At 69.3% G+C, this 11,695-nt stretch carries 11 protein-coding genes, 1 tRNA gene and 1 pseudogene; 8 read left to right on the forward strand and 5 right to left on the reverse strand.

Annotated features, from left to right (window positions below; translation table 11 throughout):
- Positions 1-111: 111 nt before the first annotated feature.
- The gene (gene metF / locus LOKHON_RS07650) at positions 112-978 is read right to left on the reverse strand and encodes a methylenetetrahydrofolate reductase [NAD(P)H] (RefSeq protein ID WP_017929031.1); all 867 of its coding nucleotides are present in this window, start codon (positions 976-978) and stop codon (positions 112-114) included.
- A gap of 87 nt (positions 979-1,065) precedes the next feature.
- Here metF and LOKHON_RS07655 point away from each other — a divergent pair, with 87 nt between their 5' ends.
- Positions 1,066-1,971 (forward strand): LysR family transcriptional regulator, encoded by a 906-nt coding sequence (locus LOKHON_RS07655; RefSeq protein ID WP_017929032.1) that lies wholly within the window; start codon positions 1,066-1,068, stop codon positions 1,969-1,971.
- Between the two features lie 113 nt (positions 1,972-2,084).
- Positions 2,085-2,879: an inositol monophosphatase family protein gene (locus tag LOKHON_RS07660; RefSeq protein WP_017929033.1), complete on the forward strand. Its 795-nt coding sequence runs from the start codon at positions 2,085-2,087 to the stop codon at positions 2,877-2,879.
- A gap of 143 nt (positions 2,880-3,022) precedes the next feature.
- Here the strand turns inward: LOKHON_RS07660 and LOKHON_RS15645 are convergent.
- Positions 3,023-3,787: pseudogene (locus LOKHON_RS15645) on the reverse strand (rhomboid family intramembrane serine protease); the annotation flags it as partial.
- A 54-nt stretch (positions 3,788-3,841) separates the two neighbouring features.
- Between LOKHON_RS15645 and LOKHON_RS07665 the strand changes: the two are divergent.
- A tRNA-Leu gene (locus LOKHON_RS07665) sits at positions 3,842-3,926 on the forward strand.
- Positions 3,927-3,954: 28 nt separating this feature from the next.
- Complete coding sequence (locus tag LOKHON_RS07670; RefSeq protein WP_017929035.1) at positions 3,955-4,932, forward strand: asparaginase; 978 nt, start codon at positions 3,955-3,957, stop codon at positions 4,930-4,932.
- On the opposite strand, the gene LOKHON_RS07675 is transcribed toward LOKHON_RS07670, so the two are convergent.
- From LOKHON_RS07675 to LOKHON_RS07685, 3 genes are all read right to left on the reverse strand, one after another.
- Complete coding sequence (locus LOKHON_RS07675) at positions 4,929-6,260, reverse strand: sensor histidine kinase (protein WP_017929036.1); 1,332 nt, start codon at positions 6,258-6,260, stop codon at positions 4,929-4,931. The two genes, LOKHON_RS07670 and LOKHON_RS07675, sit on opposite strands and share 4 nt — an antisense overlap.
- On the reverse strand, positions 6,260-7,072 hold the full coding sequence (locus LOKHON_RS07680; RefSeq protein ID WP_017929037.1) for an alpha/beta fold hydrolase: 813 nt from the start codon (positions 7,070-7,072) through the stop codon (positions 6,260-6,262). The genes LOKHON_RS07675 and LOKHON_RS07680 overlap by 1 nt, the downstream gene beginning before the upstream one ends.
- A gap of 96 nt (positions 7,073-7,168) precedes the next feature.
- Entirely contained in the window at positions 7,169-7,777 is a 609-nt protein-coding gene (locus tag LOKHON_RS07685; protein WP_017929038.1) for a response regulator transcription factor, read from the reverse strand.
- Positions 7,778-8,049: 272 nt separating this feature from the next.
- On the opposite strand from LOKHON_RS07685, the gene LOKHON_RS07690 reads away from it, so the two are divergent.
- The 4 genes from LOKHON_RS07690 (at position 8,050) to LOKHON_RS07705 (ending at position 11,615) form a co-directional block, all read left to right on the forward strand.
- Positions 8,050-8,538 carry a putative pterin-binding protein gene (locus LOKHON_RS07690; RefSeq protein WP_017929039.1) on the forward strand — a complete coding sequence of 163 codons (489 nt, stop codon included), beginning with the start codon at positions 8,050-8,052 and terminating at the stop codon, positions 8,536-8,538.
- A 128-nt stretch (positions 8,539-8,666) separates the two neighbouring features.
- Positions 8,667-9,998 (forward strand): aspartate aminotransferase family protein, encoded by a 1,332-nt coding sequence (locus tag LOKHON_RS07695; protein ID WP_017929040.1) that lies wholly within the window; start codon positions 8,667-8,669, stop codon positions 9,996-9,998.
- Entirely contained in the window at positions 9,995-10,537 is a 543-nt protein-coding gene (locus LOKHON_RS07700; RefSeq protein ID WP_017929041.1) for a carboxymuconolactone decarboxylase family protein, read from the forward strand. Before LOKHON_RS07695 ends, LOKHON_RS07700 begins: the two co-directional genes overlap by 4 nt.
- 109 nt (positions 10,538-10,646) lie before the next feature.
- Entirely contained in the window at positions 10,647-11,615 is a 969-nt protein-coding gene (locus tag LOKHON_RS07705) for a TAXI family TRAP transporter solute-binding subunit (protein ID WP_017929042.1), read from the forward strand.
- The last annotated feature ends 80 nt before the right edge of the window (positions 11,616-11,695 follow it).

Genomic DNA, 11,695 nt, shown 5'->3' on the forward strand with positions numbered 1-11,695 from the left:
GTAGGGCGTATTTGGGGAGTGATGAAAGGACAAGCGGCCCGCCCGGCCTTTCACCATTCCCAAAATACGCCGGGGGGCGGCGCAGCCGCGGGGGCAGCGCCCCCTCGCGGCTCAGGCCACTTCGCTCAGCGCGGGTTTGGGCGTGATGCCCAGCGCGTGGCAGACATCGCGCGTCAGGTCCGGCTTGTTGAGCGTATAGAAATGCAGATGCTCCACCCCGCCCGCGATCAGCTTGTCGCACAGCTCGGTCGCCAGCGCCGTGGCCAGAAGGTCGGCCTCGGCCTGATCGGCGGCGTGGTCGAAACCGTCGGCCACGACCTGCGGGATCGAGGTGCCGCACATGGCGGCGAATTTGCGCGCGCCCTTCCAGTTCTCGATCGGCAGGATGCCGGGGATGATCGGCGCGTCGATCCCCGCCTTCACGCAGGCATCGCGAAACCTAAAGAAGGTGTCCGCCTCGAAGAAGAACTGCGTGATCGCGCTATGCGCGCCCGCGTCGAACTTGCGCTTGAGGTGCTCGACATCGGCCAGCGCGTGACCGGCATCGGGATGCGGCTCGGGATAGGCGCCGACGCGGATGCGGAAATTGCCGCGCTTCGCCAGCGCCTCGATCAGCTCGACCGAGCCCGCGAAACCCTCGGGATGGGCGCGAAACCCGCCCGAGCCTTTCGGCGGATCGCCCCGGAGCGCGACGATCTCCGCGACGCCCGCCTTGGCGTAGCCGTCGACGATCTCCATCGTCTCGGCCCGGGTCGCGTCGACGCAGGTCAGATGCGCCGCGACCCGCAGATCGGTCTTCTTGTGGATCGCGTCCACCGCCTCATGCGTCAGCTTGCGGGTCGTGCCGCCCGCGCCATAGGTCACGGAGACGAACTCCGGTCCCATCGGCGCCAGCGCCTGCACCGTGTCCCAAAGACGGAATGAACCTTCGATGTTCTTCGGCGGAAAGAATTCGAAACTGACGGCGGGGCGGGTCATGGACGGTCTCCTATGGGCTGTGGACCTTGTCGCAGATGGGGGGACGTGAGACAAATTCATAACCCTCACGACAATGATGAGTTTCACTTGCACATCGAGTTCCGCCACCTGCGCACCATCAAGGCGATCCACGACACCGGCGGTCTGGCGCGGGCGGCCGACCTTCTGAACATCACGCAATCGGCGCTGAGCCACCAGATCAAGGGCATCGAGGATCAGGCCGGGGTCGAGCTCTTCGTGCGCCGCTCCAAGCCGCTCAAGCTTTCGGCGGCGGGGATGAAGCTTCTGGCCGCGGCCGAGGACATCCTGCCGCGCGTCGCTGATCTCGAGGCCGAGTTCGCCGGGCTGATCGCGGGCAAGTCCGGGCGCATGCATATCGCGATCGAGTGCCACGCCTGTTTCGAATGGCTGCTCCCGGTGCTGGAGCAGTTCCGTAAGGCCTGGCCCGAGGTCGATGTCGACATCCGCCCCGGTCTCGCCTTCGACGCGCTGCCGGCGCTGAGGCGCGAGATGGTCGATCTGGTGATCTCGTCGGATCCCGAGCCGCTGCCCGAGACCGATTTCACGCCGCTGTTCGATTACGAGCCGGTCTTCGTCGCCTCCTCGGCCAATCCGCTGGCCGCGAAGGACTTCGTCGAGGCGCGCGATTTCGCGGACCAGACGCTGATCAGCTACCCGGTGGAGCGGACCCGGCTCGATGTCTTCACCGAGCTTCTGATCCCCGCGCGGGTGGAGCCCGCGGCGATCCGGCAGGTGGAGCTGACGGCGGTGATCCTGCTGCTCGTGGCCTCCAATCGCGGCGTCGCGGTGCTGCCCGATTGGGTGGTGCGGCAGCTGCGGCACAACGCCGATTTCGTGACCCGGCCCCTGACCGCCCAGGGCAAGACACGCAGGCTTTTCGCCGCGACCCGCGCGGATGACACCGCGCGGCCTTACATCGCGCATTTCACCCGTCTGGCGCGTCAGGAGGCGGTGAAGCTGCAAAGGGGCTAGGCGGGCCGCCGCTTGGCCCCTTGCCGCGATGGCGCTGAGCGGCTATGGCCGCTTGATCCGTGACATCTCAGGGCCCCGAAGGGCCTGACAGCCCAAAGCCTCAGGAGGCCCCGATGGCCCGTTCCGCCAATCTCAACGTGATGATGAAGACCGCCCGCCGCGCCGGTCGCGCGCTGCTCAAGGACTTCGCCGAGGTCGAGCAGCTGCAGGTCTCGACCAAGGGGCCGGGCGATTTCGTCACCCGCGCCGACCGCCAGGCCGAGCAGACCATCCGCGAGGCGCTGATGGAGGCGCGGCCCTCCTATGGCTTCCTGGGCGAAGAGGGCGGCCCGGTCGAGGGCGAGGATCCGACCCGGCGCTGGATCGTCGACCCGCTTGATGGCACCACGAACTACCTGCACGGCATGCCGCACTGGGCGATCTCGATCGCGCTGGAGCACAAGGGCAAGATCGTCGCCGGCGTGATCTACGATCCGGTCAAGGACGAGATGTTCCACGCCGAGAAGGGCGAGGGCGCATGGCTCAACGAAGGCCGGTTGCGGGTGTCGGCGCGGCATCGTCTCGTCGAATCGATCTTCTCGACCGGCGTGCCCTGCGCCGGGCGCCGCACGCTGCCCGCGATGATCCAGGATCTCGCGCGGATCGCCCCCGAGGTCGCGGGGCTGCGCCAATACGGCTCCTCCGCGCTCAACATGGCCTATGTCGCCGCCGGGCGCACCGAAGGCTACTGGGAGCGCGAGACCAGGATCTGGGACATCGCGGCGGGCATGATCATCGCCACCGAGGCCGGGGGCTTCGTCGGTGCGATCCGCGAAGGCCACGATCCGCTGGAGCATGGCGACGTGGTCGTGGCCAATGCCGACATCTTCGAGAAATTCGCCAAGCTGGTCCGCGCCCGCGCGGCCTGATCCTCATGGCCGGGCGCCGGGTCACCGCGCCCGGCCATGAAGGGGCGGGCAGGGGGCGCGATGGCCGCTGCGGTATGCGGCGGCACCCCATGCGTGCGCGTCCAGAAGGCCGGGCCGCCCCGGCGCAGCCAGACCGGCAGCGTCAGCGCCAGACCGGCCGCGAAGCCGCCCGCATGGGCCCAGTAGGCCACCCCGCCCGTGCTCGCGTCCATGCCGATCCCGCCCAGCACCTGCAGCCCGAACCACACCACCAGCACCGCCCAGGCCGGGACCGGCACCAGCTTCAGGATCACGATCAGGAAGACGAGGATGTCGATCCGCGCGCGCGGGAACAGCAACAGATAACCGCCCATCACCCCGGCGATCGCGCCCGAGGCGCCGATGGTCGGGATCGGCGAAAAGGGTTCGGCCCCGAACTGCGCGAGATTGGCGGCCACGCCCGAGGCGAGGTAGAAGCCGAGATAGGCGCCATGGCCCATCTGCTCTTCGAGGTTGTCGCCGAAGATGAACAGAAACAGCATGTTGCCCGCAAGGTGCAGCAAGCCGCCATGCAAGAACAGCGCGCTGACCAGCGCCACCGGGTTCTCGGCCTGCGACAGCCGCGCCGGGATCATCGCCCAGTCGTAGTACAGCCGGGCGAGATCCGCGCCGGTGTCGAGCGTGACCACCATCCACAGATAGATCGCGACGTTGATCGCGATCAGGCTCCAGGTGACCCAGGGCCGCGCCTGCGCGGGGTTGTGGTCGCGGATCGGAAACATGCGGGGGGCCCTTGGCTCAAGCTCGGCGCGGCGCGGGCCGCGGCCGCAGCATGGCGCATGATCCGCCGCTCCGCCATGGCCCTTTGGCCGTGGCGCGCGTGGCTGGCCGCCCGAAGGCGGCCGGTTCGAGGCGCCGGGCACCGGCATCCCGTTGCGCTTGTGCTTTACCGTCCCGCTTGCGCGTCGTAAGCCTGCCTTCGGGCCCGCGTGGTGGAATGGTAGACACACGAGACTTAAAATCTCCTGCCCTCAGGGCGTGCCGGTTCGAATCCGGCCGCGGGTACCACGATACGGGCAGAGCAGAGGAGCGCCACATGACCGGTGTCACGCTGATTTCGACGGGCGGCACCATCGCCTCGCGCCATTCCGAGCAAGACGGCGCCGTCACCGCATCGCTCGCCGGCGCGGCGCTGATGGGCATGCTGCACGATCCGCTCGACGGGATCGATGTCCGGGTGCAGGAATTCCGCGAGCTCAACAGCTTCGCGCTCACCCTCGCGGATGCGCATGGGCTCGTTGCCGCGATCCGCACGGCTCTCGACGCGCCCGACTGCGCGGGCGTCGTCGTCACCCACGGCACCGACACGATGGAGGAAAGCGCCTATCTCGCCGATATCCTCGTGGCGGGGGACAAGCCGGTCGTGTTCACCGGCGCGCAGCGCCACGCGGGCGATCCCGACAGCGACGGGCCGCGCAACATCGCCGACGCGATCCGGGTGGCGGCGGCGCCGCAGGCCCGCGGCATCGGCGCGGTGATCCTGTTCGAGGGCGAAATCCACGCCGCGCGCGACGTGACCAAGGCGCATACCTCGCGCACCGACACCTTCCGCTCGCCCGGCGCGGGCAAGCTGGGCGAGGTCGATCTTGGCGAGGTGCATCTCTACCGCCATCCGGGCGCGCGCCGCATCGTCGCCGATGCCGGCCTGGCCGAGGGGGTCGAACTGCTGAAGCTCGGTCTCGGGGCCACGCCCGCCTTGCTGGAGTTCTGCGCGCAGTCCGGCGCGCCCGGCGTCGTGATCGAGGGCTTTGGCCGGGGCAACGCGCCTCGCGGCTTCGCGCCGGTCGTGGCGCGGCTGACGCAGGCCGGGGTGCCGGTGCTTCTGGCGTCGCGCTGCTTCGAGGGGCGCACGCGCGCGGTCTACGGGGCCGATAGCGGCGGCACCACGCTGGTCGAGGCGGGCGCGCTGATGACCGGCACGCTGCCGGGGCTCAAGTCGCGGCTGCTGCTGGCGGCGCTGCTGGGGCAGGGGGCGGGGCGGGACGAGATCGCCGCGGCGCTCCTGCGCGCCTAGCCCAGCGGAAAGGCCGCTTCGAAGCAAAAACCCTCCGGGTCGAAGTCGAAGCTGACGTCGGCCCCCAGCTCGGCCCGGAGCACCTGGCCGATCATCTTGGTGCCAAAGCCGCTCCGGGCCGGCGCCACCACCGGCGGGCCGCCGCGTTCGCGCCATGACAGGCGCAGCCGGTGTCCCGGCTCCAGCGCGACATCGACCTGCACATGGCCCGCGGCGCAGGACAGCGCGCCGTATTTCAGCGCGTTGGTCACCAGCTCGTGAAACGCCATGGAGAGCGACGTGGCCTGCCGCGCCGACAGCCGGATCTCGGGGCCGGTGACGCGCAGCCGCGCCGCGCCGCCCGCCTCGCGGCGCGTGAAGTCGAGCAGGTCGCGCAGCTCGGCCTCCGCGCCGTCATTGCCGGTGAGCGCGTCATGCGCCTGCGACAGCGCCTTCAGCCGCGACACGAACTGCTCGGCATCGGGGCGGGCAAGGGTCTGCCGGGCGATGCCCGCGACCACGCCGAGCGTGTTCTTCACCCGGTGGCGCATCTCGTCGAACATGACCCGAAGCTGCCGCTCGGCGCTTTGGCGGCGGGTGATGTCGCGCAGGATCACCGACCAGCTTTCCTGCCCCGGCAGGCCGGTCTCGCCGATCGGGGTGAGCGTCACCTCGAAGACCGATCCGTCGGCATGGCTGGCCTCGAACAGGATCTCCGCCGTTTCCGGCGCCTGCGCGACCGTGCGCGCGAACCAGCCGGGCTGGGCGTCGAAGGCGATCGCCTCGTCGACCGGGCGGCCCTGTGCGGCGGTCTCGTCGGGGCCCAGAAGCCGCGCGGCGCTGGCATTCCAGCTGCGCAACCGGCCCGCGCCGTCGACCCGCAGGATGGCGTTGGGCGACCGGCGCACGATCGCGGCCAGTTCGTCGGCCTCGCGCTTTGCGCGGCGCAGCTCTTCTTCATAGGCGCGCCGTTCACGCGCATCGAAGATGGTGTAGTCGAACCGGGTGAAGCCGCCATCCGCGTCGCGCCGCGCCACGCCGCTGATCAAGACCGGCAGGGGTGGCCCGTCCGCGACCTGCAGCGCGCAGGAAATCTCGCGCACGAAGCCCTGCAGCCGCATCATCGGCGCGAGGTGGGTTTCGTAATACATCCGCCCCGGCAGGGTAAGCATTTCGGGCAGGCTGCGCGGCGCGTCCCCGTTCCGGCCGCCGGGGTCGAGCCAGCCCGCCAGCGTGGCGTTGACATATCGCAGCCGCCCGTCAGGATCGGTCACCGCGATGCCGCAGGGCGCGTCCTCGATCAGCTCGGCGGCGGCATCGAGGTGGCGAGGCCCGGCACCGGCGGTCATCAGCCCTGTCCGAGATAACCGCGCATTTCCGTCACCACGATGTCCGGGACGGTCATGTGCGGGCAGTGGCCCGTGGCCGGGATCACCCGCAGGGTCGTGCCCGGCACGCTGTCGCGCATCCATTCCGCCACCGGCATCGGCACCAGCGCGTCGTCGTCGCAATGCAGGATCAGCGACGGGTGCCGCGCGCGCTCAAAGGCGCCGCGCTGGTCGGCGAAGAAGGTGACATGACCGAAATGCCGCGCGATGGCCGGGTCGGTGCGGCAGAAACTCCGGGTCAGCTCCTCGGCGGCGGGGGCGCCGGCGGGCTGGCCCGCGATGGTCGGCGCCATCTGCGCCGACCAGCCGAGATGGTTCTCGTCGAGAAAGCCCACCAGACCTTCGAGATCCTCGCACGAAAAACCGCCCCGGTAGCCCTGCGTGGCGTCATCGAGAAAGGACGGGCTGGGCGAAACCATCACCAGCCGCGACACGCGCTCCGGCGCGCGGGCGGCGGCGAGCAGCGCGATGCTGGCGCCGACCGAATGGCCGACCAGCACCGCGCCAGAGAGGTCAAGCTCGGCGAGGATCTCCCACAGATCCTCGGCATGGGCGTCGAGATCGGCGTAGCGATGCGGCGCATAGGCCGACAGGTCGGATTGCCCCATGCCGGTCAGGTCGTAGGTGACGACCTTGCGGCTGTCCTCGAAGGCCGGGGCGACCTGCCGCCACATCGTCCCGTCGCAGCCGAAGCCGTGAACGAAGACGATCGGCGCGCCGTCATCCTGCCCGGTCGTCACGACGTTGTTGCGCTCGGTCGCTGTCGTTTCCATGGCCTGCCTGTCCTGTCCCTGGGGCCATGTTAGGCCAGCCATGGGGGGAATTCCACGCCTCGCGCAGGGGAAAGGACCGATCGCGGCGGAGCGGGATCAGATCAGGCTCTGGTCGCGCGCCATCATCGCGGCATGGGTGCGGTTGCGCGCGCCGAGCTTGCGGCACAGCGTCTTGACGTGCAGCTTGACGGTCACCTCCTGGATGTCGCGGTCGATGGCGATCTCCTTGTTGGACTTGCCCTGCGTCAGCCCTTCGAGCACCTGCCGTTCGCGCGGGGTGAGCAGCCCGTCGGCGGCGGATTTCTCGTCCGGGGCGCTCATGAAGTCGATCGGGGCATAGGTTTCGCCCATCACCATGAACTTCACCGCGTTGACGAGCGAGCGGGCCGCCATGGTCTTGGGCAGGAAACCCGCCGCCCCGGCGGCGAGCGCGGCCTCGGCGATGCGGCGGTCGGCGCTGCCGGAGATCAGCGCCACCGGGTTGCCGCCCGCCGCCTCGAGCGCGCGGCGCAGCCCTTCGAGCCCCTGCATGCCCGGCATCATGTAGTCGAGCAGCACCAGCTCGAACGGCCCGTCGCGGCGCAGCGTGGCCATCGCCTCGCTGTGGCTGCCGGCCTGGGCCACCCGCATGCCGCCATCGTTCTCGAGATAGGTGGCCAGCATTTCCCGGACGAGATCATGGTCGTCGGCGATCAGGATGCGCATCTGGTTCTCCGCTTGCGGTTGTCGGCGTCTGTCCTAGTCATGCCTCAATATCCTTTCCGAAATCCGGTTATTTCGTGACGAATGGCCGATCCGAAGCAAATGACGATGCGTCCCGGCGTGTTGAATCGTGCAAGATCGGCGATCCTGTACAATTGGAGATAGAACGAAGATCGAACCTACCCCATCGCATAGGATACATGTGCGGATGCAACATGGTTTGAAAAGGCGCAACCGCGCAATCTTGCGGGACCGCAACCGAGGGGTGATTCGACATGTTCAAGGCCTTGAAACCCGCCCTGACCGCCCTCTTCGTGCTGGCCGCGCCGGGTCTCGCGGCGGCACAACCGGACGGGATCGCCCTGACGCTCAGCAGCCCCGAATTGGGGGTGACGTCGCTCGATCTTGCGGCGCTCGACGCCATGCCGCAGGAAAGCTTCGTCACCGGCACGATCTGGACCGATGGCGACGCGCAGTTCTCGGGCGTGCCGCTGGCGGCGCTGCTCGACCGGATGGGGGTCGACCCCGAGGCCGGCACGGTGGAGCTGGTGGCGCTCAACGACTACCGGATCGAGATCCCGATCGACGAGATCGACGATACCGCGCCGATCGTGGCGACGCGGGTGAACGGCGCGGTGATGCCGGTGCGCGAAAAGGGGCCCTACTGGGTGGTCTATCCCTATGATCTCGCGCCGCGCTACCGCACCGAGACGACCTTCGCGCGCAGCATCTGGCAGTTGGCGCAGGTGAACGTCGCGGACTGAACCCGCCGGGCTGCGCGGGCGGCCGTGGGGGAGGGCGTCGGGCCAACCGGCCGGGACCGCCTTTCGCGTGGTTGCGCCGACGCCGGGCTAAGGGCATCTTCGCGCCGAATCGGCCCGGGAGGACGCCCATGACCCATCTTCTCCATCGCTCCACGCGTATCCAGCCGCGCCGCGCCGTCGCGGCGCAGGGGCTCACCATCACCGACAGCGAGGGGCGCGATTACATCGACGCCTGCGGCGGTGCCGCCGTCTCCTGTCTCGGCCATGGCCACCCGGAGGTGATCGCGGCGCTGCACCGGCAGGCCGACACGGTTGCCTATGCGCATACCGGCTTCTTCACCACCGAGGCCGCCGAGGCGCTGGGCGACCGGCTGGTGGCCGACGCGCCCGACGGGATCGGCCATGCCTATCTCGTCTCGGGCGGCTCCGAGGCGGTCGAGGCGGCGCTCAAGCTCGCGCGGCAATACGCGACCGAGCGCGGCGAAGATGGCCGCCGCCACGTGATCGCCCGGCGCCAGAGCTACCACGGCAACACGCTGGGCGCGCTGGCGGCGGGCGGCAATGAATGGCGCCGGGCGCAGTTCAGGCCGCTCCTGATGGAGACGCATCACATCGCGCCCTGCTTTGCCTATCGCGAGCAGGAAGAGGGCGAGAGCGAGGCGGAGTATGCCGCCCGCGCGGCGGGCGAGCTGGAGGCCAAGATCCGGGAACTCGGCCCCGAAAGCGTCCTGGCCTTCGTGGCCGAGCCGGTGGTCGGCGCCACGGCGGGGGCGGTGCCGCCGGTGGGCGATTACTTCAAGCGGATCCGCGAGATCTGCGACCGGCACGGGGTGCTCCTGATCCTCGACGAGGTGATGTGCGGCATGGGCCGGACCGGCACGCTGCATGCCTGCGAGCAGGAGGGCATCGCGCCCGACCTGATGACCGTGGCCAAGGGGCTTGGCGGCGGCTACCAGCCGATCGGCGCGGTGCTGCTGAGCCAGAAGATCTTCGACGCGATCTCCGGCGGCTCGGGCTTCTTCCAGCATGGCCATACCTATATGGGCCACCCGATGGCGGCGGCGGCGGCCTTGGCGGTGCAGGAAGTGATCGCGCGCGACGATCTGCTCGCCAATGTGCGCGAGATGGGCGGGCATCTGCGCGACCGGCTGACCGAAGGCTTTGGCGCCCATCCGCATGTCGGTGACATCCGGGGGCGGGGGCTGTTCCAGGCGATCGAGCTGGTGGCCGACCGCGAGACCAAGGCGCCGTTCGATCCCGGCCTGAAGCTGCACGCCCGGATCAAGGCGGCGGCGATGGAAGAGGGGCTCATGGTCTACCCGATGGGCGGCACGATCGACGGGGTGCGCGGCGATCACGTGCTTCTGGCCCCGCCCTTCATCGTCGAGCGCGCCGATATCGACCGCATCGTCGCGCGGCTGGGCCGCGCCGTGGACCATGCGCTCGGAGAGATCGCATGAGCGATCTCGTCCCCCTGAGCGATGCCGACTGGCCCGGCGGCATCGCCGACATGCTGCCCGGCTTTGCCGGCCGGCTCGATATCTACCGCGTCATGGCGCATCACCCGCGGCTTTTGCGCGCGTGGTCCGACCTGCGCCAGCACGTGGTGGTCGACACCACGCTCGGGCTGGAGCGCAGCGAGGTGGTGATCCTGCGCACCGGGGTCCGGCACGGCTCGGATTACGAATGGGGCCACCATGTCAGCCGCGCGCGCAAGCTCGGCATGGCCGAGGCGCGCATCGCCTCGATCAAGGGCCCGCTGGAGGAGATGACGCCGGAGGACGCGACCCTCGCGGGGGCGGTGGACGCGCTGCTGGAGCGCTCGCGCCTTACGCCCGCGCAGCAGGCCGGGGTGGAGGCGCTGGTCGGGCGCGAGGGGATGTTCGACCTGATGGCGACGGTCGGGTTCTACACGGTGCTGGCCTTCATCGCCAACAGCGCGGGATTGACGCTCGACGCCAACATCCGGGCCGAATTGGAGAAAACGCCCGCGCCGTAACCTGTTGACAGCGACAGGCTGTTGACTTTCACGGGAGGGGCCGCAGGCTTAGGCGGACCAATCGCCAAGGCGACCAACGAAAATCAAGAGACCAATAGGGAGAGAGCCCATGAAACAGTATCTCGTCGGAGCCGCGACCGCGCTGACGCTCGCCGCGGGTGGCGCTGCCGCGCAGGACGGCCAGAAATTCATCTCGATCGGCACCGGTGGCGTCACCGGCGTCTATTACCCGACCGGCGGCGCGATCTGCCGCCTGGTGAACCGTGGCCGCGCCGATCACGGCATCCGCTGCGGCGTCGAATCGACCGGCGGGTCGGTCTACAACATCAACGCCGTGCGCTCGGGCGAGCTCGAATTCGGCGTGGCCCAGTCCGACTGGCAGTTCCACGCGATCGAAGGCACCTCGCAGTTCGAGGAGCAGGGCGCGTTCGAAGATCTGCGCGCGGTGTTCTCGGTCCATCCCGAGCCCTTCACCGTCGTCGCCCGCGCCGATGCCGGCATCGAGACCTTCGAGGATCTCAAGGGCAAGCGCGTCAATGTCGGCAACCCCGGCTCGGGCCAGCGCGGCACCATGGAGGTGCTGATGGGCGCCATGGGCTGGACCATGGACGACTTCCAGCTCACCTCCGAGCTGCAGGCCGCCGAGCAGAGCCAGGCGCTGTGCGACAACAACATCGACGCGATGGTCTACACCGTCGGCCACCCCTCGGGCTCGATCCAGGAGGCGACCACCGCCTGCGACGCGGTGCTGGTGGAGGTTTCGGGCGAGGCCGTCGACACGCTGGTCGGGGAAAACCCCTACTACCGCACCGCCACCATCCCGGGCGGCATGTATCGCGGCAATGACGAGGACACCGCGACCTTCGGCGTCGGCGCGACCTTCGTCTCCTCGGCCACCGTGCCCGACGACGTGGTCTACGAGACCGTGAAGGCGGTGTTCGAGAACTTCGACCAGTTCAAGGGCCTGCACCCGGCCTTCGCGAACCTGACCAAGGAAGAGATGGTCGCCGATGGTCTCTCCGCGCCGCTGCATGCGGGCGCCGAGAAATACTACCGCGAGGCCGGCCTGCTCGAATGAGCGGCGCGTCACGCTGAATGACCTGCCGGGGCGTATCATCGCGCGCCCCGGCCTTGGCCGTCCGGGGGGCGGTTTTTTCT

Origin of the sequence: Limimaricola hongkongensis DSM 17492 (assembly GCF_000600975.2) — a bacterium.
In the GTDB taxonomy this organism is placed as follows: Bacteria; Pseudomonadota; Alphaproteobacteria; order Rhodobacterales; family Rhodobacteraceae; genus Limimaricola; species Limimaricola hongkongensis.